The 24,120-nt window shown below is 63.0% G+C and carries 23 protein-coding genes; 9 read left to right on the top strand and 14 right to left on the bottom strand.

Annotated features, from left to right (window positions below; translation table 11 throughout):
* Positions 1-29 precede the first annotated feature (29 nt).
* Positions 30-983 carry a hypothetical protein gene (locus ACH196_RS00115; RefSeq protein WP_396643873.1) on the top strand — a complete coding sequence of 318 codons (954 nt, stop codon included), beginning with the start codon at positions 30-32 and terminating at the stop codon, positions 981-983.
* 157 nt (positions 984-1,140) lie between these two features.
* Here ACH196_RS00115 and ACH196_RS00110 read toward each other — a convergent pair whose 3' ends face one another.
* From ACH196_RS00110 to ACH196_RS00100, 3 genes are all read right to left on the bottom strand, one after another.
* Positions 1,141-1,947: a potassium channel family protein gene (locus ACH196_RS00110; protein WP_396643872.1), complete on the bottom strand. Its 807-nt coding sequence runs from the start codon at positions 1,945-1,947 to the stop codon at positions 1,141-1,143.
* A gap of 17 nt (positions 1,948-1,964) precedes the next feature.
* Positions 1,965-3,131 carry a diphosphate--fructose-6-phosphate 1-phosphotransferase gene (locus tag ACH196_RS00105; RefSeq protein ID WP_396643870.1) on the bottom strand — a complete coding sequence of 389 codons (1,167 nt, stop codon included), beginning with the start codon at positions 3,129-3,131 and terminating at the stop codon, positions 1,965-1,967.
* Positions 3,132-3,244: 113 nt separating this feature from the next.
* Entirely contained in the window at positions 3,245-3,703 is a 459-nt protein-coding gene (locus tag ACH196_RS00100; protein ID WP_396643869.1) for a hypothetical protein, read from the bottom strand.
* A gap of 201 nt (positions 3,704-3,904) precedes the next feature.
* Between ACH196_RS00100 and gabT the strand changes: the two genes are divergently transcribed.
* Positions 3,905-5,191: a 4-aminobutyrate--2-oxoglutarate transaminase gene (gene gabT / locus ACH196_RS00095; protein ID WP_396643868.1), complete on the top strand. Its 1,287-nt coding sequence runs from the start codon at positions 3,905-3,907 to the stop codon at positions 5,189-5,191.
* 154 nt (positions 5,192-5,345) lie between these two features.
* Positions 5,346-6,452 carry a DNA alkylation repair protein gene (locus tag ACH196_RS00090; RefSeq protein WP_396643866.1) on the top strand — a complete coding sequence of 369 codons (1,107 nt, stop codon included), beginning with the start codon at positions 5,346-5,348 and terminating at the stop codon, positions 6,450-6,452.
* A 125-nt stretch (positions 6,453-6,577) separates the two neighbouring features.
* On the opposite strand, the gene ACH196_RS00085 is transcribed toward ACH196_RS00090, so the two are convergent.
* Both ACH196_RS00085 and xylA read right to left on the bottom strand, forming a co-directional pair.
* Positions 6,578-7,036: a hypothetical protein gene (locus ACH196_RS00085; protein WP_396643865.1), complete on the bottom strand. Its 459-nt coding sequence runs from the start codon at positions 7,034-7,036 to the stop codon at positions 6,578-6,580.
* Positions 7,037-7,446: 410 nt separating this feature from the next.
* The gene (xylA, locus tag ACH196_RS00080) at positions 7,447-8,757 is read right to left on the bottom strand and encodes a xylose isomerase (RefSeq protein WP_396643864.1); all 1,311 of its coding nucleotides are present in this window, start codon (positions 8,755-8,757) and stop codon (positions 7,447-7,449) included.
* Here xylA and ACH196_RS00075 point away from each other — a divergent pair.
* Complete coding sequence (locus ACH196_RS00075; protein ID WP_396644413.1) at positions 8,756-9,268, top strand: nuclear transport factor 2 family protein; 513 nt, start codon at positions 8,756-8,758, stop codon at positions 9,266-9,268. The two genes, xylA and ACH196_RS00075, sit on opposite strands and share 2 nt — an antisense overlap.
* 152 nt (positions 9,269-9,420) lie before the next feature.
* Here ACH196_RS00075 and xylB read toward each other — a convergent pair whose 3' ends face one another.
* Positions 9,421-10,872 carry a xylulokinase gene (gene xylB / locus ACH196_RS00070; protein ID WP_396643862.1) on the bottom strand — a complete coding sequence of 484 codons (1,452 nt, stop codon included), beginning with the start codon at positions 10,870-10,872 and terminating at the stop codon, positions 9,421-9,423.
* Positions 10,873-11,146: 274 nt separating this feature from the next.
* Here xylB and ACH196_RS00065 point away from each other — a divergent pair, with 274 nt between their 5' ends.
* Complete coding sequence (locus ACH196_RS00065; RefSeq protein WP_396643860.1) at positions 11,147-11,485, top strand: hypothetical protein; 339 nt, start codon at positions 11,147-11,149, stop codon at positions 11,483-11,485.
* Positions 11,486-11,506: 21 nt separating this feature from the next.
* Here the strand turns inward: ACH196_RS00065 and ACH196_RS00060 are convergent, their stop codons facing one another.
* A complete protein-coding gene (locus ACH196_RS00060) occupies positions 11,507-12,823 on the bottom strand; it encodes a tetratricopeptide repeat protein (protein ID WP_396643858.1) in 1,317 nt (438 codons plus the stop codon).
* A 16-nt stretch (positions 12,824-12,839) separates the two neighbouring features.
* On the bottom strand, positions 12,840-13,463 hold the full coding sequence (locus ACH196_RS00055; RefSeq protein WP_396643856.1) for a LysE family translocator: 624 nt from the start codon (positions 13,461-13,463) through the stop codon (positions 12,840-12,842).
* A 481-nt stretch (positions 13,464-13,944) separates the two neighbouring features.
* On the opposite strand from ACH196_RS00055, the gene ACH196_RS00050 reads away from it, so the two are divergent.
* Entirely contained in the window at positions 13,945-14,754 is an 810-nt protein-coding gene (locus ACH196_RS00050; protein ID WP_396643854.1) for a L,D-transpeptidase, read from the top strand.
* A 49-nt stretch (positions 14,755-14,803) separates the two neighbouring features.
* On the opposite strand, the gene ACH196_RS00045 is transcribed toward ACH196_RS00050, so the two are convergent.
* The 6 genes from ACH196_RS00045 to ACH196_RS00020 all read right to left on the bottom strand — a co-directional run bounded on the left by ACH196_RS00045 (position 14,804) and on the right by ACH196_RS00020 (position 21,576).
* Positions 14,804-15,163 carry a YybH family protein gene (locus ACH196_RS00045; protein ID WP_396643852.1) on the bottom strand — a complete coding sequence of 120 codons (360 nt, stop codon included), beginning with the start codon at positions 15,161-15,163 and terminating at the stop codon, positions 14,804-14,806.
* 130 nt (positions 15,164-15,293) lie between these two features.
* Entirely contained in the window at positions 15,294-16,805 is a 1,512-nt protein-coding gene (locus ACH196_RS00040) for a DUF1254 domain-containing protein (protein WP_396643850.1), read from the bottom strand.
* A 68-nt stretch (positions 16,806-16,873) separates the two neighbouring features.
* The gene (locus tag ACH196_RS00035) at positions 16,874-18,301 is read right to left on the bottom strand and encodes a DUF1254 domain-containing protein (protein WP_396643848.1); all 1,428 of its coding nucleotides are present in this window, start codon (positions 18,299-18,301) and stop codon (positions 16,874-16,876) included.
* A 205-nt stretch (positions 18,302-18,506) separates the two neighbouring features.
* Complete coding sequence (locus ACH196_RS00030) at positions 18,507-19,949, bottom strand: DUF1254 domain-containing protein (protein ID WP_396643847.1); 1,443 nt, start codon at positions 19,947-19,949, stop codon at positions 18,507-18,509.
* A 66-nt stretch (positions 19,950-20,015) separates the two neighbouring features.
* The gene (locus ACH196_RS00025; protein WP_396643846.1) at positions 20,016-20,717 is read right to left on the bottom strand and encodes a hypothetical protein; all 702 of its coding nucleotides are present in this window, start codon (positions 20,715-20,717) and stop codon (positions 20,016-20,018) included.
* A 37-nt stretch (positions 20,718-20,754) separates the two neighbouring features.
* Positions 20,755-21,576 carry a transporter gene (locus ACH196_RS00020; RefSeq protein WP_396643845.1) on the bottom strand — a complete coding sequence of 274 codons (822 nt, stop codon included), beginning with the start codon at positions 21,574-21,576 and terminating at the stop codon, positions 20,755-20,757.
* 409 nt (positions 21,577-21,985) lie between these two features.
* On the opposite strand from ACH196_RS00020, the gene ACH196_RS00015 reads away from it, so the two are divergent.
* From ACH196_RS00015 to ACH196_RS00005, 3 genes are all read left to right on the top strand, one after another.
* Positions 21,986-22,168, top strand: coding sequence for a hypothetical protein (locus ACH196_RS00015; protein WP_396643844.1), 183 nt, complete (start codon positions 21,986-21,988; stop codon positions 22,166-22,168).
* Positions 22,169-22,285: 117 nt separating this feature from the next.
* Positions 22,286-23,626 (top strand): adenylate/guanylate cyclase domain-containing protein, encoded by a 1,341-nt coding sequence (locus tag ACH196_RS00010; RefSeq protein WP_396643843.1) that lies wholly within the window; start codon positions 22,286-22,288, stop codon positions 23,624-23,626.
* 120 nt (positions 23,627-23,746) lie between these two features.
* A complete protein-coding gene (locus ACH196_RS00005) occupies positions 23,747-23,992 on the top strand; it encodes a hypothetical protein (RefSeq protein ID WP_396643842.1) in 246 nt (81 codons plus the stop codon).
* The last annotated feature ends 128 nt before the right edge of the window (positions 23,993-24,120 follow it).

The following is a 24,120-nucleotide window of genomic DNA, read 5'->3' as shown; positions in this document are numbered from 1 at the left end:
CGTGCCGGCCTTGTCCGGAGGAAGCGGCGGTGGAGTTGATCGACGGAAATGCGGCAATCGAGCGAAACGTGGAGGCGCTGAAGCGCATCCTCCTGATGCTCGTCGGCATGGCCGAGATGGGGTTTGGCGCAGGGGGACAGTTTACTTTCTTTCCGCAGAAGGGCCCGGAGGTTCAGAACGAGGCGCTGGCGGAAAAAAGTAAACTGTCCCCGGCACTTGACCCGGCACTTACGCTTCCCCGCCATCTCTACCGCGCCATCTTGCGGCTGCTGCGTCCCGCCGAATCCGCCGCGCGGCGCCTCGTCATCGCGGCGGCGCACGGCATCGTGGTGACCTTGCCGCCGCTGCGCCCGCGAAAACCGAAGCCAGTGGACACGGCGGCCGCCATGCGCCGCCTCGGCCTCGCCGTCACCGTGTCGAATGACGATCTCAGGCGTGCCGAAGCAGCGAGGAGGGCCGTTGCTCTCCGCGCCGCCAGGCCCCGCACCATCAGCCTGCCGCTGTTCGATCCCCAAAAGTATCCGTTCCGCGTCCGCCGCCGCTATGTACCGGCGCGCGGCGTGCCGCGCATTTCAGTTCCCGGCTTCAGCGAGCCGTCTCCGCTGCCGCCGCCGCCATCGCCGGACGACCCGATCGATGCGGCGCGTCTCGGCTTGCGGCTCCAGGCGCTGGGCGCGGCGCTCGACGACCTGCCGGGACAGGCAAAACGGTTCGCCCGCTGGAAGGCGCGATGCGACGCGGCGGTCGCGGAAATGCGGCAAATCGGCAGCGCCGTAGTCGTGCGCGGCAGAACGGCGCGCGGCACGGTCCGGTTCCAGCGGACACGGCCACTGTGGCTTGGCCGGCCGCCCGGCGGCCGGCTGTCGCCCTGCGACCCCGACGCCCGGCGCCGCAAGAACGTGCGCGAGGTCGACGAGATTCTGGCGCATGCCCATGCGCTGGCCTTGGACGCGCTGAACCCGCTGCGCCCCGACACGTCATGACGGCGGCAAACTGGACGTGAAAAGCGAAGGATTTCCGGCCGGCGCGGATTTTTCCGCCCCTCGGCGGCGATGGATGCTGTCTGCGCGTTTTTGACGGGCCGATCAGTCCGCCAGCATCCTTGCTCCCTTTTGGGATCGCAAGGGAAACGCTGGAAGATCACGACATTCTGTTGTCTCTCTCCTCCCGCTCCCTCTCCTGCGCGGCCCGGTGCTGCTGGATGGCGTCGCTGAAGGCGGCGGCCAGGATGCCGGTCGGCATGGCGATCAGGCCGATGCCGGTGATCGCCGTCAGCCCGGCCAGCATCTTGCCTATCGGCGTGGCCGGAATGACGTCGCCGTAACCCACCGTGGTCAGCGTGGCGATCGACCACCACATGGCGCGCGGGATCGAGCCGAAAGCGGCGGGCTGGCCTTCGCCCTCGATGATGTAGAGCAGCGTCGACGACACCAGCAGCAGCACGGTGGCGATCATCAGGCTCATCAGCAGTTCGTAGCGGCGCGAATAGACGGCGTGGCCGATGGCGTTGAAGGCTCTGGAATAGCGCCCGAGCTTTGCCAGCGACAGGATGCGCAGCAGCCGGAACAGCCGCAGCAGCGAGGTCTCGTTGCCGTAGAAGGTGAGGAACAGCGTCGACATGGCGAGCAAGTCGATGATCGCCGGTAGCGACAGCGCGTAGCGGACATAACCCAAAAAGCCGCCGCCATATCGGGGGTCCTCCGCCGAGGTCCACAGCCGCGCCAGATATTCAACCAGGAAGATCGAACCGAAGACCAGTTCGAGGCCGAGGAAGAGATTTTCCCGGCCCAAATAAATCGTAGGCTCGCTTTCCAGGATCGCCACCAGCACGGCGGCGGCGATGACCAGCACGATGAACTTGTTGAGCCGCGACAGGCCTTTCCTGTGCCACGCTGTCGGCTCGAGGCGGATATAGAGCCAGCGCCGCAGCCGGGTGTGACGGGACATCGAGGTCTCGGCGCGCCTCAGACGAACGGTTTGCCGACGTCGTATTTTTTCGGCACCAGCCGCTCGAAATAGGCTTTTCCGGCCGGCGCGAGCCCGGTGCCGGCGGTGTCGAGAAAATCGTCGGGCATATGCCGCGTCTTTCCGGCGACGTTGATCAGTGGAACTTTGCGCAGCGCGGTCTTGCCGTTCTCGACCTGCAGTGCCACCGAGCCGCCGCCTTCCCCCGCCACGGCAACCGCGAAGGCGCCGGCGTCGAAGGCCTCCTGCTGGTCGACCTTGGAGATCGCGCCGACGAAACCGCGCGGCATGTAGCCCAGCGCGTCGACGCGGGCGCGCGCGCCCGGGACGCCTTCCTTCAGCGCATGCTCGAACGCCATGCCGAGATCACCGCCCGACAGTTTCAGATTACCATGCGCGTCGCGCTCCAGTTTCTCCGGCGGCACCAGGGTCTCGACCAGCGCACGCCCGTCCTCGGCGGTGACGCCTTCCGAGACGGCCACGATGCAGCGCTTGTGTTTCGCCAACGTGCGCTTGACGTCGTCGACGAACTGTTTTGGCGAGAAGGCGCGTTCCGGCACGTAGATCAGATGTGGCCCAGAATCTCCGTCGATCCGCCAGGCGGCGGAGGCGGCGGTGAGGAAGCCGGCGTGGCGGCCCATGACGATCGCCACATAGATGCCGGGCAGCGCCCGGAAATCGAGGTCGGCGGTGAGAAACGCGCCGGCGACATATTCGGCGGCCGAGATGAAACCCGGCGTGTGGTCGTTTTCTTCCAGATCGTTGTCGATCGTCTTCGGCGCATGCACGAAGGCGATCTTGCCGCCCGACGCCTCGGTCAGGATCTGCTGCGTACCCGACGTGTCGTTGCCGCCGATATAGATGAAGGCTTGGGTATCTATCTTCTGGAGCCCCTTCAGCACCACCTCGCAATAGGCGGCGTCCGGCTTGTCGCGGGTCGAGCCCAGCGCTGCACTCGGCGTGCCGGCGATGCGGCGCAATTCGGCCTCCGGGATTTCCGTCAGGTCGACATAGTTGCCGTCGCGGATGCCGCGCACACCATGCAGCGCGCCAAGCACCTTTGCCCCGGGATGCCGCTTGCGCACCTCGAGCGCCGCGCCCACCATGGTCTGGTTGATCACCGCGGTCGGGCCGCCGCCCTGCGCAATCACGAATGTCCCGGCCATGAATTCCTCCGATCGAATGTCGCCGCAGGTTTAGCGCAGTTTTGCGACAGCGCAACCGCAACGAATAATTGGCGACAGAGAATTTGCCCACCAAGTCAGCCTCGCCTTTCCCGTCAGGACGACGAGCAGTCGAGGTATGATGAAATGTCAATAAGCCGATTTTCGTCAAAGCGAACCTTAGCCAAGTTTTGCTCGGACGCAGTCCTGGCAAGTTTGCCGCTCAGAGAAGTAGCTCTGATCGGAAAGGTCGGCGCAGCAACCGCCTCGTAGGCGTAGCTGTAGGCTGTAGTCCGATGAACGTCATTCAAATCGAAAACGTAGAGACCGCGCCTAGCAAGCTCAATATAGCTATCGGGGGTGGGTACCGTAACCAGGAGACAAGCTTCCGAAACGATGGGTAGCTGGAGCATTAGATACTCCAGATTCTCGCTTGCCTCATAGCGGTTAAGTTGAGGCAACAAGCTGATAGGTATCGGTCCTGAACCAGCCGTGATGAAGGCTGCGAGGTAGTTGCTCCTATCGGATGCAAGCCACGCCAAGTCCCAATCCGACGGATACGGGTATTCGCTCAATGCGACTTTCCTATTAGGCTCCAGTTCTGGCTTTTTGGACGGGAGGAGGTGTCCGGTCAATCGTAGGGATTGCTTCGCCGCTGGCCGCAGCGGATTTTTGCCTGTGCGCCATACAAAGCCGGGCCATCACGCTATAGTGATGGCCGAGAAGGCGCGGAAAACATCCCCGCCGATTGCTGTTTACGAATCTTGAGGAAAACCATGTCCGAAAACGCATCGCTCCAGTCCCGCCGCGTCGCCGCGATACCGCGCGGGGTGGCAACCGCCTATCCTGTCTTCGCCGAGCGGGCGGAAAATTCCGAGCTTTGGGACAGGGACGGCCGCCGCTTCATCGATTTCGCCGGCGGCATCGCGGTGCTGAATACAGGCCATCGCCACCCGAAGGTGATTGCGGCAGTCAAGGCGCAGCTCGACGCCTTCACCCATACGGCCTTCCAGATCGTGCCCTACGAGCCCTACATCGCGCTGTGCGAAAAGCTGAACAAGCTCGCGCCATTCAAGGGCGAGGCAAAGTCCATCCTGTTTTCGACCGGCGCGGAAGCGGTTGAAAACGCCATGAAAATCGCCCGCGCTCATACCGGGCGCACCAATGTCATCGCCTTCTCCGGCTCCTTCCACGGCCGCACCCTGTTCACCAGCGCACTCACCGGCAAGGTGGCGCCCTACAAGAAAAAGTTCGGGCCGATGCCGGCTGGTGTCTGGCACGTGCCGTTCCCGGTGCCGCAGGACAATGTGACGGTGGCGGATTCGCTCCGGGCGATAGAGTACCTGTTCCGCGCCGACGTCGACCCGGCCAATGTTGCGGCAATCATCATCGAGCCGGTGCAGGGCGAAGGCGGGTTCCATCCCGCACCGGTCGAGCTTCTCCAGGCGCTCAGGAAAATCTGTGACGACCACGGCATCGTGCTGGTCGCCGACGAGGTGCAGACGGGTTTCGCGCGCACCGGAAAGCTGTTCGGCATCGAGAATTCCGGCGTCGAGCCGGACCTGATCACCATCGCCAAATCGCTGGCCGGCGGCTTCCCGCTGTCGGGCGTCGTCGGCAAGGCCGCAATCATGGACGCGCCGGACCCGGGCGGGCTGGGCGGCACCTATGCCGGCAGCCCGATCGCCTGCGCGGCCGCCCTGGCGGTGCTGGATGTCATTGAAGAAGAACGACTTCTCGACCGCTCCAATGCGCTCGGCGAGCGCATCAAGGGCGAACTTGGGCGGATTTCGCAGCGCAACGACACGGTGCCGATGGGTTTTGTCCGCGGACCCGGCGCCATGGTGGCGTTCGACGTGCTGAAGGGGCGCGGCGGTTCCGAGCCCGACGCCGACGCCACCAAACGGGTGACGCAGGCCGCACTCGCCGAAGGGCTGGTGCTGCTGTCCTGCGGGGTTCACGCCAACACGATCCGCATCCTGATGCCGCTGACCATCTCCGACGAGATTCTGGCGGAAGGCATGGGCAAGCTGGAGAGGGCGCTGGTAGCGGCGAACGGTTAGCCTCGGCCGATACCGTCAGGTCTGTTCCAGCGAGTCCGACCGTCCGCGGAAACATCCAGTTGTCTCGGTAATGAGCCGACGCTCCTGACAGATCGTCGGCAACAGGCCGTGTTATGAATGCCTCGGACAGGCGATTTGAGCGGCGCGGAAAGTTATGCAGGAACAATCGGATACGGGTACGCCAGCGCTGAAGGAAATCTTCGACCGGGAGCGGCTTGCCCATATCGCGCGCGAGGCGGCCGCCGTCTCGGCCGGCTTCGATACCGACACCTTCATGGCTCGGGCGGCCGAAAATCTCGACGCGCTCGGCATCATGCAGCGGATGCGGCAGGTGGCGGTGGCTTTGCACGCGGCGCTGCCGGGCGGCTATGCTCGGAATATCGAGGTTCTTTCCGCGCTCGCGCCGCACCTCAGGCACAGTTTCGTGGCGATCTCGTTGGCCGAATTTGTAGCGCTCTACGGCCTTGATGATTTTGATATCTCTATGAAAGCGTTGCGGTTTTTCACGCAATTCGGCTCGGCGGAATTTGCGGTCCGGCCATTCCTTTTGCGTGACCTCAGCCGGACCTTGGCGGTGATGGAGCAATGGGCTGGCGACGAGAACGAACATGTGCGGCGGCTGGCCAGCGAAGGCTGCCGGCCGCGCCTGCCCTGGGCGGTGCGTATCCCGTCGCTGATCAAGGACCCGTCGCCGGTTGCGCCGATCCTCGAAAGGCTGAAAAGCGACCCGAGCCTCTATGTGCGCAAATCGGTCGCCAACCATCTGAACGATATCGCCAAGGACCATCCTGATTGGGTGCTGGACCGGCTTTCAAAGTGGCCACTCGACGACGAGCGGACGTCATGGATCGCCAAGCATGCGCTCAGAACCTTGATCAAAAAAGGAGATTCGCGCGCGCTGGCGCTGGTCGGCGCGGGCGGCAAACCGCTGCTCAAGGTCGAAGCGATGGCGGTGACGCCGCAAAAGATCGCGCTTGGCGAGCGGGTTTCTCTGGCCGCCCGGCTGGTTTCAACGGCGAATGAATCCCAGCGGCTGGTTGTCGACTATGCCGTTCATTACGTGAAGAAGAACGGCGTGGCGAACCGGAAAGTGTTCAAGCTGAAGGTTCTGGACCTGGCGCCCGGAGCGGCCGCGGAACTGTCGATCAGCCAGACGGTGAAGGATTTCACCACACGCAAGCATTTTGCAGGTCATCATCGCATCGAACTGCTGGCGAATGGTGAGATCGTTGCGGAGAGCGGCTTCCATCTGCTGATATGATTGGAGATTCGGTGGCGCAATGAACGAGTCGCGGTCGAAGTGTCTTCCGTTCTTTGGCAGGTCCGCAATTTCGTTGATTTTCAAGACTTTGCCGGGATGCATCCGCCGCCGGGCGCCGATAGTGGTCAGTTTGAATCCAGGGCAAGCAAGTTAATGTTCGAGTTTCGACAACCGCCCGCTTTGCGGATTGAACTTGTACCCATGGGCGCGAAGAAGCACATCCATCTCAGCCTGTAATCGGTTTCTACGTCCGAGTAAGGGCTGACGAAGCGGTTGATCGGCACCAAAGCCTCACAGATATGGTAGCGGTCATCCGGCGCCGTTTGCACACGCTCTTTCGGTATAAACCACTCCCCCACAGGCGGATCATTCCGGTAATGGGGAACAGGTTGCCTGACAAAATAGCCGCCACCTTTTGCCGACCTGACGTCATCGGGATTGAGCGAGTGGCAATCGCGATTGCCACAGCATTTTGAATGGAGAACAGGGTCGATTTTGTCGGTATACCAATCGTGGGCGCCAGCCTCGCCGGCAAGGGCAAGCCACAACAATTGACAAGCAAAATGCCTCTGGGAACTTTTCATGGGGTGTTCCCCAAAATTCCGGCGTCAGGATATTAGCAAATCGTCATAAAATCAAATCGTCTCTACAGAGGGCATCAGGAAACCAGAGGCTATTATGAACCAGGCTGGCGAGAAATATTGGCAAAATCCGACCTTTGCTTTAAGCTCAACGAGTTCGGCCGTCGGGACGTGGTGGCTTAGGTGCCAAGCCGACCGACTACCAGGGTGCAGGTTCGCGTCACCGACAGCCGAAAACGGCGGTTGGGGGAGACGTCCAGGCTGATCGCCTTGACTGGCAGCGGGCTTTCTGGACACGGACGTGACGCAAACGATCGGCGGTTGGTCAGGATCGCCCCTCTCCGCTCCGCCTTGGCACGCTTGGGGCTGGACACCTCTCCCCCCACTTCGTGGAGGGAGAGGGCAGAATTACTTCACACGTACCGGTTGACGATGTTCTCCAAAAGCTCCTGGCGGCCGGAGCGCGGCTGGGGCTCGATGCCGCGGCTGGTGACATAGTGCTCGATCTCGTCCAGCGTGTAGCCACCGGCCAAGACCTTTTTCGCCTCGGCGCCGTCCCAGCCGGCGTAGCGCTCGGCGAGCGGGCCGGAAAGCGCCTTGTCCTCGATCATTTTTGCCGCCGCCTTGAGGCCGCGCGCGCAGCAGTCCATGGCGCCGATATGGCCGATCAGCAGATCCTGCGGGTCGAGCGACTGGCGGCGCAGCTTTGCGTCGAAATTGGTGCCGCCGGTGGTGAAGCCGCCGGCCTGCAGCACGTAATAATAGGCCAGCGCCATTTCCGGCACGTTGTTGGGGAACTGGTCGGTGTCCCAGCCGGACTGGTAGTCGTTGCGGTTCATGTCGATCGAACCGAAGATTCCGAGCGCGCCTGCCAGCGCCAGCTCGTGCTCGAAGGAGTGGCCAGCAAGGATGGCGTGGCCCTGCTCGATGTTGACCTTGACCTCGTTCTCCAGCCCGAAATCCTTGAGGAAGCCGTAGACGGTGGCGACGTCGTAATCGTACTGATGTTTGGTCGGCTCCTGCGGCTTCGGCTCGATCAGGATGGTGCCGTTGAAACCGATCTTGTGCTTGTAGTCGACGACCATTTGCAGGAAGCGCCCGGCCTGCTGGCGCTCGCGCTTCAGGTCGGTGTTGAGCAGGGTCTCGTAGCCCTCGCGGCCGCCCCACAGCACATAGTTCTCGCCGCCGAGCTTTTTCGTGGCGTCGATGCAGCGCTTAACGGTGGCGGCCGAGTAGAGAAAAACGTCCGGGTCGGGATTGGTGGCCGCGCCCGCCATGAAACGGCGGTTGGAGAACAGGTTGGCCGTGCCCCACAGCAGTTTCACGCCGGTCTCGGCCTGCTTCTGAGCGAAGATATCGACGATCTCGTCGAGGCGCGCCGCGCTTTCCGAAAAATTCTTGCCCTCGGGGCGCACGTCGGCGTCGTGGAAGCAGTAATAGGGCACGCCGAGCAGCGAGAACATCTCGAAGGCGACGTCGGCCTTCAGTTTTGCCTTGTCCATGCTCTCGCCGAACCAGGGGCGCTCGAAAGTCTGGCCGCCGAACGGATCGCCGCCCGGCCAGGCGAAGGAGTGCCAGTAGGCGACGGCGAAGCGCAGATGGTCTTCCATGCGTTTGCCGGCGACGATTTCGTCCTTGTGGTAGAAGCGGTAGGCCAGCGGATTGGCCGAATCCGGACCTTCATATTTGGCCGGCTTGATGTCGCCGAAAAATCCCGTGCTCATGATTTTTTCTCCTCTCGAATTTCAACCGGCCGGTTCAGCCGCGGTGGAATGGATAAGCGGCGTGCGCCCGATTACCTGCCGCGTAATTGGATTGCCGCCGGCGATGGCCGACAACGCCCGTGTCGAAACCCGAAGCAGAGGAGACAGGGCCATGACCGATTTGAACATGATCGCCGAACGCTACATCGCGGCGTGGAACGAAACCGATGCAGCCGAACGCGGGGCGCTGCTCGGCGCGGCCTTCACCGACGACATCAGCTATGCCGACCCGGTCATGCAGGCAGACGGCCATGACGGGCTCAGTGCTTTGATCGTGGGAGTCCACCAGAAGTTCGCCGGCTTCCGGTTTTCGCTGAAGGGCAAGCCGGACGGCTTTGCCAACTACATCCGCTTTTCGTGGGCGCTCGGGCCGGAAGGAACCGAGTCGGTGATCGAGGGTACCGATGTCGGCATTATCAAGGATGGCAAGCTGAATATGGTGCGGGGGTTTTTGGACAAGGTGCCGGGGTAGGATCTCTTCTCTCCGTTCACGGAGAGAAGATGCCGGCAGGCAGATGAGGGGCGGCGTGAACGGCGACGATCGGCGCCGCCCCTCATCCGCCCCTTCGGGGCGTCCTGCGGACCTCCCCGTGAACGGGGAGAAGGTAAGAGCTGCCGCCCCGCTCACATCGTCCCCCTGATCGCTGGGTAAAGCGCGCGGTAGCGGGCGTAGGCTTCGTCGTAGGCCGCGGTCAGCTTGCCCACTGGCTCGATGGTCTCGGCGGTGACCGGGGCGGTGAGAACCTCGTGCGGGTCGGCATTTTCGGCGGCGATCAGGCCGAGGCGGGCGGCGCCGAAGGCGGCGCCGAAATCACCGTCGGCGGGAATGTCGACCGGGATTTTCAGCGCGGTGGCGATGGCCTTCAACCAGTAATGCGAGCGCGAGCCGCCGCCGACGGCGGTGACGCGGTTGAGTTTTGTGCCGGCGGCTTCCAGCGCGTGCAGACTGTCGCGGAAGGCGAAGGCGACGCCCTCCAGCACCGCCTGCGTCAGCACGGCGACATCCGACTCATGCGCCAGCCCCGTGAAGGAGCCGCGGATGATGGCGTCGTTGTGCGGTGTGCGCTCGCCGGAGAGATAGGGAAGGAACGTGACGCCGGTCGGTTTGCGCAGCCCTTCGCCAAGGTCGGTGGTGAGGTCGGCGGCGTTGCGGCCGGTGATCGAGGACAGCCAGTTGAGCGAATCCGTGGCGGACAGGATGACCCCCATCTGGTGCCAGGCATTCGGTAGAGCATGGCAGAAGGCGTGGACCGCGCTTTCGGGGTTGGGGAGATAAGAATCGTTGGCGGCGAACAGCACGCCCGACGTGCCGAGCGAGACGAAGGCCTGGCCGGCCTTGACCGTGCCCATGCCGCAGGCCGAGGCCGCATTGTCGCCGGCGCCGCCGGCCACGGTGATGCCCTTGCCAAGGCCCCAGCGCTCGGCCAGTTCGGCGCGCAGCGTGCCGGCGCGTTCGGTGCCCTCGACCAGCGACGGCATATGTTCTTCGCCGAGATGCGTGGCCTCCAGCAGCGGCGCGGACCATTTGCGTTTGCCAGTGTCGAGCCAGGAGGTGCCGGCCGAATCCGACATTTCCGAAATATGCTCGCCGGTCAGCCACAGGCGCAGATAGTCTTTCGGCAATAGGACCTTTTTGACCTTGCCGAAAACCTCCGGCTCGTTGTTTTTCACCCACACTAGCTTCGGCGCGGTGAAACCAGGGAAGACGATGTTGCCGGTGATTTTCCGGAAACGCGGGTCGGCGTCGAGTTCGGCTGCCTCGCGAAAGCTGCGCGTGTCGTTCCACAGGATGCAGGGGCGCAGCATGGCGTCGCCATCGCCGAGGATCGTCGCGCCGTGCATGTGGCCGGACAGGCCGATGCCCTTGACCGCCGCCGTCTCCTTCGGGTGTTTTTTTCGCAGCGCGGCGACGGCGTCCTCGGTCGCCTTGATCCAGTCGGCCGGGTCCTGCTCGGACCAGCCGGGATTGGGCCGCGACACTTCGATGGGCGCGCTGGCCGAGCCGACGATCTCCTGATCGCCGTCGATCAGCAGAAGTTTCACGCCGGACGTGCCGAGGTCTATGCCGAGATACATCGCAATCCTCCCGATCGCCGCGCGGCTCCCGTCCGCGCGGTCGTTTTGCAACCCGGACAAGCGGCCTGAGCCGCCATTCGCCGGAGAAGAGCTTTTTCATAACAAAAAATCAGCGCCTGCGAATGGGTAAAAGCCGCTTCGGAGAAGATTTTTTTCGAGCCTCGGAAAAATTGGTGGAAAATGAGTGGCGTAACCGCCGACTCGCAAGGGATTGCCGCGTCCTGTGGTTGCAAGTATGAGATTGCCGGGCAAACTCATACTTGTGGGGGGTAATTTGAAAGGGCTTTCAATTCTGGTCGGTGTCGCGCTGTTCGCGCTCGCCGGCTGCGCGGTGAGCAAGGAAAAATACGAGGCGGCGCAGACGGCGCTGGATGGCAGCCCGAAGCTGCGGTCGATGGCCGTGGCGGATTGTGTCAGGAAAGCCCATCCATCCAAGAAGGAAATGGAAATCCTAGCAGCGCTGACGAACAGCTCCGAGGCCTCCGTGAAAACGGTGGTCTGCCGGCGGGTCATCGCCGCCACGGCTTCCGGCCGCCTTTCCTATGCCGACTATCAGGCCTTCGTGGCGGGGCGTCCGACGCCGAAAATCATCCGCATCCTGCAAGGCCGCTGAGATCAACGGCACTGCTGACGGTCAGGCGGCGGGCGGAAGAATTGCCGCGCGCCGCGCAAACAGCACCGAAAGCGGGCTGGCGGGGCGGGCAGCGAGCCGTTTCGCGGTGAGGTCGCGGGCCAGATATCCGTCGCCGGCACGCAGGGCCGCCTCGATCAGTGTCAGGCCGATAACGTCGCGCTGGGCGTGGCTGCCGCCGAACCGATGGGCGATGGCGGGCAGCGGGCGGAGTGCTTCGACCGCTTCGGCGTAGCGGCCTTCGCCGAACGCCTTGATGCCGAGGGTGGCCGGGCGGCCGACCTCGCGGGTGAAGGCTGCGTTGTCGTCCCCGGCCCGCATCGCCTCTTCCTGCGCGGCGAGCAGGTCGCGCGCGGCATCGTCGCGGCCGGCGCCGACGAAGGCCATCATGGCGTGCATGTCGTTGAAGGCGTAGTTGCCGTCGCGCGCCTTGGGCAGCCAGTTTTCTGCGAGCGGCGACCAGCGGCTGCCGATGTCGATGCCGCCGAGCATGAGCCGCCAGAGGATCGCCGAGGCGTCGAGCAGATTGAGCGCCAGCGTCGAGCCGCTGCCGTAGATCGGCCCGTCGTAGAGGGCCAGCACCTGCTCCGTCTCGCCGAGATCGTAGTGGAACAGCGACAGATGCCACCAGTTGTGTACCTGCAGGAAACTGCGCTCCGTCCAGCCCGCCTCGTTGTCGCGCATCCACGCTATGCCGTCGTGCTGGCGGGATTGCATCTCCATGACATGGGCGACGGCGTGCTGGGCCCAGCCGTCATGCGGCTCGATATCGACGGCGCGGCGGCCGAGCGCCTCGGCTTGCGCATAGTCGGCGTTTTCCTCGAGGCCAAACGCCTGCATGCCGAGGATCGCGTGATAGCCGGGCATGTCCGGCGACCATGCCGGAAGGGCGCGGGCAATGCGGTCGCGCAGCATTTCAGCGTTGCCGGTGAAGAAATCGATCTGGTGGCCGGCCTGCAGCGCCAGCGCGTCCAGCGGCTGTGTTTCGGTGTGAGCGGCAAGCCGCTTTCCGGCCCGATGCCAGCCGCCGGCGGCGAGGTCGCCGAGTGCTTCGGCGTGCGCCCGTTCGCGCTCGGTCCCTGCGAGGCGGGCGGCGGCCTCGGCGCAGGCCTGCGTCACCGGCATCGCCTCCTTGTCGGTGGAGAGGCCGTAGAGCCAGCCCTTGAAGGCATGCGCCATGGCGAAGTCGGGGCTGTCGGCAAGTGCGGCCTCGACCGAGGCCACCGGATCGCCGACAAAACAGCGCAATTCGTGCTGGGCCGTTTCGAACAGCGCGGCAGCGGCGTCGGACGCGCCGGTGAGGGTTTCGTCACCCGCCATGACTGCCTCCGTGCGCTCAGCCGGCCGGCCGCATCGCCACCGTGGCGATGCCGGCGCCGACCAGCAGCGTGCCACCACTGCGGTTGAAGATGCGCAAAGCGCGCGGGTTGTGTACTAGGTCGCGGGCGCGCGAGGCGATCAGCGCGTAGCCGAAGGCATTGGCGAAAGCGAGCGCCAGGAAGGTCGATTCGAATACCAGCATCTGCGTCCAGAAATCCGTTTCATGGATCAAAAACTGCGGCAGGAAAGCGACGAAGAAGGTGATGCTTTTCGGATTGAGCGCCGTCACCAGCCAGGCATGCGCCATCATTTTTGCAGCCGAGGTCTTGTCGGTGCGCGGCTCGGCATTGAGCGTACCGCCGGCGCGGAAGAGTTTTATGCCGAGATAGATCAAATACGCGGCGCCGATCCATTTCAGTATGGTGAAGACGGTGGCGGAAGCCGCGAGCAGCGCGCCGATGCCCAGCATCGACAGCGTCATGGCGGTGAAGTCGCCGAGCGCGACGCCGACCGCCACGGGCAGCGCGGTGCGCCAGCCCTGGCCGAGCGCATAGGACACGACGAGCAGGATCGTCGGCCCCGGAATGATCAGAAGGATAGCGGACGCCGCGGCGAAGGCCGCCCAGGCTTCAAACGACATGGATGTCTCCTCTCTTCAAAGGAGAGGATAAATCCCTGCCAGCGCGGAGATGTAAAGGGGCCTTGCGTGCGCGACGCAGCGGGCAAGGAGGGGCGTTGGCGGGCGTCCATCAGAAAACCCCCGCCGACAAGAGCGCGATCAGGCCGGCGCTGGCCGCAACCAGCGGGCCGACGGCAAGCGCCCCGGCCAAAAGCAGTGCGAACTGGTTCTTCAGCGACTCGGTCATGACGTCCCTCACGATGTTTCGGCGGACAGGTAGGAACGGCTCCGGTCGAGATTGTGACGCAAAGGAGGAGTTCTGGTGTCGGCGCGTGCAGAATGACGGCAACAGCGCCGATTTGACGTGTCTCGACTCCCAAAAACCTTTTATATCAGCTACTTAACTCATTTACTTTTCATCAACCACGTTTCGTGAAGATTCGATAGAGAGGGTGAACGGACACAGTACGTTCGGACCTTCTGGTGTAGCTTCGCGGGCATGATGAAGCTTGCCTTTTCCTCGCCCGCGGACACCCTCGAACCGTCTTTTTCCGCGCCGGTCAGCCGGCGTGCGGCGCTGGTTGGTCTCGGCGCCCTGATGCTTGGCGGGTGCAGCCGCACCATCGACATCGGCCTGCCTGGAAGCCAGCCCAAAGTGGCGGCGATGACGCCGCCGGCACCGCCTCAGCCGGCGCCCCCGCCGGTCTCGGAGGAGATCAAGACCGCCTCGGTCGGTCCCAACCCCGGCGGCTACGGAAATCTCGGCAAGCCCGAACTGATGTATGCCGCGGCAACGGACAACGGGTTCCGTCTGCCAGCCATACCGCCGGACCAACTGAAACCCATTCACTTGAGGCGGCTGGTGGTCGACCCCACCGGTGAGGCACCCGGCACCATCGTGGTCCATTTGCAGAAGCGCCATCTCTATCTGGTGCAAGAGAATGGCGACGCGATCCGCTACGGCGTGTCGATCGGCAAGGAAGGGTTCGTGTGGTCGGGCCGCGCCGTGGTCGACCACACGCGCAAATGGCCGACCTGGACGCCGCCCTCCGAGATGGTGGCTCGCAAACCGGCGCTGAAGAAATATGCCGGCGGCCAGCCGGGCGGTCTCGACAATCCGCTCGGGGCGCGGGCGCTCTATATCTACAAGGACGGCGTCGACACGCTGTTCCGCATCCATGGCACACCGGAATGGCGCTCGATCGGCAAGGCGGCCTCGTCGGGCTGCGTGCGCATGATCAACCAGGACGTCATCGACCTGTATGACCGGGTGAAGGGCAAGGGCAAGACGCCGATCGTGGTGGTGGCGTAGGCGAGATGCGGGCGAGGCTGGCGTAGCGCGCAGAACCGGATGGCACCAACTAGCTGACGGAGTACCTGTCGATCACCCAAAGCCAGGTTCCATCGCTCTGTCGGCGGGCGACCTCCGTGGTCACGTCGCCATCGGGAAGCCGTGTCGACGTGAGGGCCAGATCGCCGCAAATCAGCGCCGGCCGCTGCTCGCCGAACGCGAACTTTCGCCCTGATGCATTGGTCTCGATATAAAAGCCGCGAATGGCCTCCAGGCCTTGCACCAGCCGTCCGCCGCCGCAGTCGACCACCGCGTCGGGCTCGAACAAGGCGGTCATGCCATCGACGTCGCCTGCATTTTGCCGGGCCACCAGAAGGCGCTCCAAATCCTGGGGATCATAAGCCGGCTCTCGATCGATCACATCGTTCATGACCATGCATCTCCAACTCCTGTGAATCGCTTGACGATCCTGACCCTGGCAGTTCTCGCCGTCATTATCCGGTGGCTCAGCCCCGCGGCCTTTCGGTCGCGAGGCGTCCGGTTGTTGGCGATGCAGGCCGTCAGTGAACAAGCTCGATCTCACCCGGCTTCCAAGTCTTGTCGAACCACGGTTCCAGCGGACCGTAAAGGCGAAGGATCATGAACCAGCCCTTGTCCGGAATCGTCTGCACCCAGTTGTTCTCCATTCCTGCCGGGGCCTTGGGTCCGAAGTAGACATCCGTCGAACCATCCGCATTGACCTTGACCCCCTTGTTCTGGCTGCTGACGCTTGGGGCTTGCTGGTCGGTCTGCACCATCGAGCGGGTCTGGTTGTCGTAGACGATGACCGACCAGAAATCCTTGACCGGGATATTTGGCGGCAGACGCATCTTGTAGGTCTTGCCGCCATCGAAGGGATTGCCCTCCGCGTCCTGAACCGACCAGGGATATTGCGAACCCTGGCCCACCATCTTCTCCTCCATCGCCGGCGTGACGCCGATGGCGAAGTAATAATAGAAGACAGCACCGTCCAGATTGCTGACACCGGGCGCCGACTCGAACTTGTAGCCGCCGAAAAACGGCAGGCGCCACGTGCTGTCCGGATAGAAATACGCATCTTTCGCGCGAACCTTGAAGGCGATCGTCCGCGCCGTCACGGCGCCGATGTTGGCGGCGTCGGTGAGGATCTTCTTCATCCGCTCGTCGGGTGCGAAGGGTTTGCCCTTTTCGATGCCGATCGAGGCGAACAGGCCCAAGGTGGTGGGATCGGAACCGTCCGCCGGCTCTTCCTGGATGACCTGGTTCAACAGGCTCCAGAACGAGTAGTCACCCGGTGCGACGAAGTTCGAAGGAATTTCGGAGGCATTGACGAATTTCATCGGCGGCGGATTGGCAGCCTCGGCCAAGGGATAAATCCGCAGGTTCTTCTTGACCGAGTCAACCCCGGGTTGGGTGGAGCCATCGACGACGAAGGCGCGAAAGACAAGGTAGCTGCCGAAGGTGCTCGGCCGCAAAACGTGATACCCGGCCGGTATGTCGCCCTTGTATCCAGGCGGCAACAGGAGGTACTTGCCGCCCTCGCCCTTGTCGGCCCCGGTGATGCCGACGTCGGCCACCCACTTGTACCAGAAGTCGTCGACCATCCCCAGAACCTTGGGCGGAATCTCGGCAACCAGCGGCCCCTTGCTCGTGTCGACCCACATGAAGTTGTAGATCGTGTTGTCGTTGCCGGTCAGCGCTACGGTCCTCGGACCGAGCAGATTTTCCCAGATCACGTTGGTCTGGTTGTCGGGCCCGAACTGGCGTATCGATTCGCGCATGCCGGCCTGATTGACGATCGGAATCGCCAGCAGGTAAGCCTGTAGCGCGCGCGAGCGGTCCAGGTTGTCGTAGATTTTGTCGACGGTATCGGCCGACGGATAGCCGTAGTGGAGGTTGAGCGGCCCGATCGAGGACTCGATCTTGTCCGGCACGGCGACGCCCGGTGCGAAAGGCGTCGTCATCTTGTAGGTCTGTGTATCGGCGGACGCGGCGCCCAAGCTTATCAGCACCATCGCGGCGCTGGCGCAAAGCAGTCTCGTCGTTCGTATCATTTGCTCTTTCCTCATCGATAGCCAACGCCACGCATCAGCATGTCGGGACAATTCATGGTCGGGATAAATTATTGCGCCGCGACGATACCGGGCGGCTGCCAGGTGCCTTCGCCGGCCGGCAGGATGGATGGCGCTTCGGTCTTCGGCCAATACAGGCGCATCACGAGATAGACAGTGTCATTGGGCGCCGGCAGCCAATTCGCTTCCTTGTCCGCGCCGGGGCTGTCTTTCTGGATATAGAGCGTGAGCGAACCATCCTCGTTCTTCTTCATGCCCGGCAACATCGGCGAATTGATGAGGTAGCGATTGATCGGGTTCTTGATCAGGAGCTGGCTTTTCCCGTCATACATCGTCACCGACCAGAAGGAGTTCACCGGCGGGAGTTGCCCGGCGGGAAAGGTGATGGTGTAGTTACGCTTGCTGGCGTCGAGTGTTTCGCCAGTCGCAGTCGTGCGGGTAAAGGGATACATGGCTTCCACGGCATCGTTTCCGTAGAGACCCGCCTTGGCGGCGGCGGCACGTTTCAGCCAATCTCCCTTGTAAAACGCGCGGTCGCCAAACAAGGAACCGACGCTCCAGCCGTTGATGGTTTTGTTTCCGCTGGCCGCAAATTTGGCGACCTTGTCATCGCCATCCTTCATGCCAAGGCCGATTTCCAGTTTGTGAGCGATCGGAAGGTCCTTGAAATTGAACGATTTACCCGGGCCTACACCAATGCGTGCAAGCTTGGCCCGAATGGCCTCGTCCTCTTGCGTGGGCGGCACGAATTCGAGGGCGGCATCGAGATAGTCGAAAAAGTTGTCCTTTATGCCCTGCGTTGTGGCCGGCGGGAAGTCGATCTTCGGGGCAGCGGGGGGCGCCGGCTGCTTCAGGAAGGCCGACAGCGGCTGCACGCCGTAGCCGGCCTGCACCTTCTCCACGTTCGGCATATCTTCGACGTTGATAAGCTGGGTCCGAAAGTTGGCGAATACGAACGGGGTAGTCGAGGAAAACACCTGCTTGATGCCGGCGGGCTTCTCGCCTTTCCAGTCGGGTCCGACAACGAGATAGGAGCCCGGATCATTCCCCGTAGCGCGGCTGCCGATGTAGCCAAAATTGTAGGTATTGCCGTCAATCAATTGCACCGAATAATAGCGCTCCTTTTCGACCGCCGGCACGGAGATCACCATCGGCTCGGCACGCAGGTCCAGCCACAGTATCGAGTATGGCGTGTCGCTGTTCGGCGTGACGACCGCCGTGTCTTCGTAGGTCGCCACGTGGTTGAGGCTGTCGATCTTGTTGAACGGCGCCTTGAACTGGCTGGACTTCGGGTCGACGGCAAATTCATTCATCACCGCGTAGTTCATCACCAGCGGCAGGCCATAGATGAAGCCTTCCTCGGCGATATTCTTCGCCTCGCGGATGTCCGGCCATTCGGCGCTTACGGCCGCATGTCCGGAGAGTGCCAATAAAATGGTTGTCAGGCCGAAAAGGCCGAACCTAAATCCTGCACGCATCTGTCAATCCTCTATACGGAAGTTCGATTGCCATTGGATTGTCGTCGTTGCCCGATTGTCCTCAAACGGGCGGGAGCCAAGCGCCTAGTAGCAGGGCGGATACGGCTGATAGCCGCTCAACCTCGGATGACACACCCCGCGGCCTTTCGGTCGCAGGGCGCCCGGTTGGTGACTGGTGCTTGCCAGCGAACAAGCCCGTTCTCGTTCATCCCACCTTCTTGACCGGCGGTATGGTCCACGAGCCGTCGATGATCGACGGGTCGCTTTCGTTTGGCCAATAGAGCCGCATCATCAGGATGAACTTGCCCTTCGGCGCCGGGAGCCAGTTGGATTCCTTGTCGGCGCCGGGAGACTCGTTCTGGATCAGAAGATCGATGGACCCGTCGGCATTGGCCTTCAGCGGCTGTCGCTCGCTGATGGAATAGCGGTTCAGCGGGTTGTCGACGAAGAAGTAGTTCTCGTCATACATGGTCAGCGACCAGAAGCCGGAGACGGGCGGCGTCAGGCCCTTCTTGAAGGTCAGAACGTATTTTTCAGCGCCGTCGTACTTCCGCCTGATGAGACCGCTGGCCGATTTCAGTGACGTTGGATAGATCGCGTCCTGCGGCCGGTTGGCCCCGAGACCGATCGCCGTGATCAAGGCACGCTGGACATAATTGGTGCCGTAGATGCCGGTCTTGGTCGTGAAACCCCAGCCGTCGATGTTCTTGATGTCGCCATCGCTGAACTTGAAGTGCAGCATGATCTTGGCAAAGCCAAGCTCGGGAATGCGCTTGGCGAAAGCCGGATCGAATTTCGACTTGTCGAAATCCTGTCCGGGCACGATGCCGATCTGGGCCAGCTTCTCGAGCATCGGCGCGTCTGCTGCATTCGGCGGATTGCGCTTCAGGAGCTCGGCGAGCAGGGTGAAGTACTCGACCGCGTCCATCTTGTTCACCTGGTCGCGCACCGCCGTCTTCATATCGATCGAAGGATCGACCTTGCCGGCCGGCGGCGTCCATTCCTTGCCCCAGGCGCTGAGCGGGTAGAGCTTCACCTCGTCCTGGATTTTGTGGACCGCGGCGTAGTCCTCTGGCGTGCCCGTGCAGTAGATGCGGCCAAGCAGCCAGACGATGCTGGTCGGCGACTTGTACTGCTTGACACCGTCCGGCAGCGTGCCTTCCCAGCCCGGGCCGGTGATGGCGAAGGTCTGCGCCCCGGTTCCGGTGGTGCGCTTGCCAGGGACGTCGAAAACGGTCGTCCAGCCGTCGAGCATCGGGAACAGCGCATAGCGATCGTTCAGGTCCGGCAGGCTGACGACCCACGGCTCGTCGCCGACATCGAGAAAGGCGGTCGTGTAGAGCGTGTCCGCGTTCGGCGCGGTGACATCGCGGAACGAGGCGTTTGGATACTCCCTGAGCTTGATGAGCTGGCCCATCGGACCCTTGGTTCCCACGGGCTCGGCGACGTTGGTGATGACCCGGCGGGTCATTTCCATCGTCACCAGCGGATAGCCGTAGATGTAGGCTTCGACGGCGTCGGCAAATTCGTCGGATCCTTCCATCAGGTCCGAGATCAGGCCTTCGGCCTTTGCGGCCGTCGAGCTCAGCGACGTGGCGGCAAGCAGGCCGAGGCCGCCAAGTGAAACAGTGCGACGTGATACGTTCATTTCATCCTCAAGATTTTCCGAGGTCCAGTGACCTGGACAACGATCGATAGTTGCTAGAGCAGAAACCTAGTAGCAGGGCGGATAGGGGTAATAGCCGCAGGCAGGCGGCGGATAATAGGGGTGGTATGCCGAGGCGGCGGCCGCTCCGATCATCGCTCCCGTGGCCAACCCCGCGCCGTAATACGCGCCGGGATGGGCATACCAGCCGCCGTGCCACACTGGAGCGTGCCAGCCCACGCCGCCGACCACGCCAACGCGGCCATAAGCGCCGCGAGCGGCAAACCAGTCTATGAACAGCGAGGCAGGCCCGTCTGCCGTCTTGACCTCGCCCTCCAGCACCGCGACGTCGAAGGTCAGCGTGTTGCCTTCGAGCTTCGGCGATTTCAGAACCACGACGGCGTCCTCGATCGCCGAACCGTCGCTGTTCATCACCGATATCGTCGCATTGGGCGGATCCTTGGCAAAGCTGTCGTTGCCTTCATCCCACTGCTTGATGAATTCGGAGGTGAGCACATGCCCCGCCGCCCTCACCGGGCGATCGGCGAACACGATGGAGTTCGGCGCGATGCCGGTCATCGTCAGCTTGCCGCCCCCGAGCTTGGCTCCTCCGGAATTGAGAACGGCGAGCGACGGCACCATCTTGGGGGTGTGCGCGCCAATCGTCTTTTGGGCAGGCGCAGCGATCGCATCCTGCGCGAGCGCCAGTCCCGATGAACACAGCAGGCCCGCAAGCGCTATTGCGATGCCAGATGCATATTTGATTGTCATTGGCTTACTCCTCACGTTGCAAAAGGTGACGCAAAGGTCATTTTTTCGGAAACAGAAATGTAATTCCGGTGCGAACCCCGAACCCGTCGGGACCGCTCTCCGGGCTTTCGGCCCAATAACGGATGCCGGCAAAGAGGCTGATCGGCTGCTTGTCGATGACTAGCAGCTTGGCGATCTGGAAGTTGATCGGGACCGACCATTCCTCCGCTTCCCAGTTGTAGGTGCTCTCCGTGTTGAGCGTGAACGTCCAGGCGTCCTTGGTCGTGTAGGAGACGAAGGGTTGCAGGAATGTCGAGTTGACATCCGGCCGTTCGCTGTCGCCGGCGAAGGACCAGATGTGGTTTGCCAGCATGCCGACGGTCCATCCGCCGCTCTGCTTGAGAACGACGGCGGTGGGTCCCGCTCCCCATTTTCCCCCGCCGAGCAGATCGTCGGTCGCGGTCGGCAGCAGGAAGGCCGGTCCGACGCCCCAGATGAGGCCGCTTTGCGTCGGCCTGGCAGGCGAGAAGAAAAGGCTCTGCGTGGTGTCGCCGAGGCCGAACTGGTCGCCGGAAGGCCCGGCGATATCTTCCTGCCAAGCCACGGGGAGGATGGTGCGCGAGATCAGGTTCCAATCCGCGTTGAGCGAGAAGGGAATGACCGGCTGGACATTGACGTAGGCCTTGTTGCCGTCGTTCGGGCCATAGCCGCTGTCGTAGTTGAACTGAAAAGGAACACTGATCAGCGAGGCGATCGGATTGGACAGTTTCTTCGCGAGTTCCTGTGCGTCGTCCTCCGCCGACGCTTGGCCGCAGAACAGCAGTATCGTTGCCAGGAAGGTCGCCACCTTCGCGATACGACTGGTCTGCCGGCGATCCATTGCCACCCTCAATCATTCAAGAAGCCGCGTCGGCCGTTAACGCGGCTTGGATTGCTGGTCAGACTACGCCTGCCCTCATTATGGAGCCAGTCGCCGGATGTAAGTTACGTGGGGTCATTGCGGATATGCCGACGGAATGCCGGTTTCGGTGGTCATTCCGGAACTGCGTGCCTCACGGTAAATAACGCTGGACTATTTCAGGCACCGATCATTGCGAGTGATATTTTGTACTCGGCAGAAGCCCAATACGTGTCCCGCGTGGCGATCGATGCGCGCGCCATGCAGGGTCGGGAAGAACACGCCACGGCAAGCCGTTGACCACCGGCATCGCCGCTACCCCTACAAACGGCTGTCACGCCCGGATGGCAAAAAGATCGTGGCGGCGGGTTGCGCGAAGCTTGGAGAGATCATGGATCGCACGGCCCAAGTGACGGTCTCCGGACGTCCGTTCGATGTGAAGGTATTGCAGGCAGGCGGCGACCTGTGGGTCGTCTCAGGCGACTATCTCGACCGCGAGATCGAGGCGATGGCACGCAGCCGCGACGCTGCCCTGAAGCGCTGGCGCGAGATCGCCGAACGGGCCGCCGAGTGAGCGGCGAGTTAGCCGCTATCGCTGAAGGGCCTGATCCCGGTGCTACCTTAGGCCGCTTGTCGCGGACCTGCCGCTGCTGCATATCCCTTCCCGGCGACATCGTTGGGAGTTCCCGCCATGCGATCCCTGAGCGATCAGACGGCTTCCGCGCTTCTGGCCAAGGCTGACACCACGACGGAGCGGATTGCCAGCGCGGTGCGCGTCATCGCCGGTGTCGTGCTCCTGGTCGGCCTGCGGTCGGCGGCCTACAGGAACCCGGAACATCTCGATACCCTCGGGCCGCTGCTCGCCAACGCGACCCTGATGACTGGCATTGTGGTTGCCTCGGGCTTTGTCACGCTGCTGTTCCTGCGGTTCAGCATCTGGCGACCATGGATGGCCTATCTCGCTGCGCTGGTCGACGCCGCGCTGGTGGCGACCCTGCTTTATTTCACCTCATGGGTATCGCTGCTTCCCGCCGACTTCGCTTTCGCCTTCCCGATCGTCACCGCCATTCCGCTGTTCCTTGCCGTCAACATGCTGCGGTTCCGGCCAGCGGTGCAGGTCTGCGCGTCGCTGCTGTTTGCGGCCGGCGCGGCGGTGGCGATACTGGCGGCCCATCCCGGCGACGGTTCCTTCCACCAGGCGTCCGAGACCCTCGACATGCTGTTCAGCCTGCCGCCGAACATCATGCGGCTGGTCATGCTGGCGCTGACCGCCTGCGTCTTCATCCTGGCTGCGGCGCGCGGCCGGCGCATGCTGCTCAACGCTGTCGAGGAGACGGCGAACCGCGTCAATCTCAGCCGTTTCGTGCCGACCGAGCTTGCGCCGCTGATGGCCGCAAGCACAGCCGGCGCGCTGCGCACCGGGCGCAAGGCTGAGGTCGCCCTGATGTTCGTCGACATGCGGGATTCGACCGCACTGGAGGAAAACGCCGCACCCGACGAACTGGTGAACATTATCAGCGACTACCGCGCGCTGATCCTCGATGCGGCGGCCAACCATGGCGGCGTGGTCGACAAATTCATCGGGGACGGCGCGTTCCTGGTGTTCGGCGTGCCGGAAGCCCGGCCCGACGACGCGGCCCGCGCGGTGCGCTGCGCCGAGGCGATTTTGGCCTCGATCCGCGCCTGGAACGATGCGCGTGCGCTGAACGGCGACCAGCCGATCCGCGTCGGCATCGGCATCCATGCGGGAGAGGCGTTTGTCGGCATCGTCGGGGCCGCGGCCAGGCTGGAATTCGCGGTGCTGGGCGACGCGGTGAACGTTGCCAGCCGCGTCGAGAGCGAGACGAAGGTGCTCAAGGAGCCGCTGCTGATCTCGGCGCACGCGCTGCGGCTGGCCAATGAGCCGGCGAGCAAATGGCGCAGCCTGGGGCCGCGCTATCTGCGCGGCCGCTCCGAGCCGGTGGAGTTGTTTGCGGAGGGCGCGGGCCGGGTCGAAGGGCGCATTCCCGACCGGGTCGAGGCCGCCTCCTGAAAAATTCGGGAAGCGTTTTTCCAGCAACCGCGCGGGTTTGGAACGTGTCGGCGCGGCGGACCACATTTCCGGCATGGGCTTGCCTTCGGTCCGTCATGAAGCGCCTCTATGCTTCGCGGCATGGGAACGAATCGTACAAATCACGCGCTGCCGGGGCGTCTCGATGCCGAGATTTTCGAGGGTTTCGGCGAGGACGACTCGATCGTCGACCGCCTGTTGGCACTGCCCGTCGTGCCACAGACTAGTCAAGGCAAACGCAACGCCTGGGACGCCGGCGTGGCGCGGCGGCTGGAAAAAGTGCTGGCCGACCGGATGCGCGAGCGGATCGAAGGGCATGGCGACGGTGCAACGGATCGTGCTGCCTAGGTGTCATTGCTATGGAGGTTGTCCGTCCGAGGCTTGGATGCGAGGTTGCGGTTACCACACACGCGACCGCCAGCCAGGAGCCTCGGATGGACGTTCATGACAATGCCAGAACAACACCGCGCAGTCGA

The organism is Mesorhizobium sp. IMUNJ 23232 (assembly GCF_044326205.1).
Taxonomy (GTDB): Bacteria; Pseudomonadota; Alphaproteobacteria; order Rhizobiales; family Rhizobiaceae; genus Kumtagia.
This window is presented reverse-complemented; position numbering and strand designations above follow the sequence as displayed.

Excerpts from the sequence above, each read along its gene's own strand:
- ACH196_RS00025 (WP_396643846.1), bottom strand. The coding sequence starts at position 20,717 with ATGACAATCAAATATGCATCTGGCATCGCAATAGCGCTTGCGGGCCTG.
- ACH196_RS00090 (WP_396643866.1), top strand. The coding sequence starts at position 5,346 with ATGCAGGAACAATCGGATACGGGTACGCCAGCGCTGAAGGAAATCTTC.
- ACH196_RS00105 (WP_396643870.1), bottom strand. The coding sequence starts at position 3,131 with ATGGCCGGGACATTCGTGATTGCGCAGGGCGGCGGCCCGACCGCGGTG.
- ACH196_RS00050 (WP_396643854.1), top strand. The coding sequence starts at position 13,945 with ATGAAGCTTGCCTTTTCCTCGCCCGCGGACACCCTCGAACCGTCTTTT.
- ACH196_RS00085 (WP_396643865.1), bottom strand. The coding sequence starts at position 7,036 with ATGAAAAGTTCCCAGAGGCATTTTGCTTGTCAATTGTTGTGGCTTGCC.
- ACH196_RS00030 (WP_396643847.1), bottom strand. The coding sequence starts at position 19,949 with ATGAACGTATCACGTCGCACTGTTTCACTTGGCGGCCTCGGCCTGCTT.
- ACH196_RS00045 (WP_396643852.1), bottom strand. The coding sequence starts at position 15,163 with ATGAACGATGTGATCGATCGAGAGCCGGCTTATGATCCCCAGGATTTG.
- ACH196_RS00010 (WP_396643843.1), top strand. The coding sequence starts at position 22,286 with ATGCGATCCCTGAGCGATCAGACGGCTTCCGCGCTTCTGGCCAAGGCT.
- gabT (WP_396643868.1), top strand. The coding sequence starts at position 3,905 with ATGTCCGAAAACGCATCGCTCCAGTCCCGCCGCGTCGCCGCGATACCG.
- xylB (WP_396643862.1), bottom strand. The coding sequence starts at position 10,872 with ATGTATCTCGGCATAGACCTCGGCACGTCCGGCGTGAAACTTCTGCTG.
- ACH196_RS00020 (WP_396643845.1), bottom strand. The coding sequence starts at position 21,576 with ATGGATCGCCGGCAGACCAGTCGTATCGCGAAGGTGGCGACCTTCCTG.
- ACH196_RS00015 (WP_396643844.1), top strand. The coding sequence starts at position 21,986 with ATGGATCGCACGGCCCAAGTGACGGTCTCCGGACGTCCGTTCGATGTG.
- ACH196_RS00060 (WP_396643858.1), bottom strand. The coding sequence starts at position 12,823 with ATGGCGGGTGACGAAACCCTCACCGGCGCGTCCGACGCCGCTGCCGCG.
- ACH196_RS00110 (WP_396643872.1), bottom strand. The coding sequence starts at position 1,947 with ATGTCCCGTCACACCCGGCTGCGGCGCTGGCTCTATATCCGCCTCGAG.
- ACH196_RS00075 (WP_396644413.1), top strand. The coding sequence starts at position 8,756 with ATGATTTTTTCTCCTCTCGAATTTCAACCGGCCGGTTCAGCCGCGGTG.
- ACH196_RS00035 (WP_396643848.1), bottom strand. The coding sequence starts at position 18,301 with ATGCGTGCAGGATTTAGGTTCGGCCTTTTCGGCCTGACAACCATTTTA.
- ACH196_RS00005 (WP_396643842.1), top strand. The coding sequence starts at position 23,747 with ATGGGAACGAATCGTACAAATCACGCGCTGCCGGGGCGTCTCGATGCC.
- xylA (WP_396643864.1), bottom strand. The coding sequence starts at position 8,757 with ATGAGCACGGGATTTTTCGGCGACATCAAGCCGGCCAAATATGAAGGT.
- ACH196_RS00040 (WP_396643850.1), bottom strand. The coding sequence starts at position 16,805 with ATGATACGAACGACGAGACTGCTTTGCGCCAGCGCCGCGATGGTGCTG.
- ACH196_RS00055 (WP_396643856.1), bottom strand. The coding sequence starts at position 13,463 with ATGTCGTTTGAAGCCTGGGCGGCCTTCGCCGCGGCGTCCGCTATCCTT.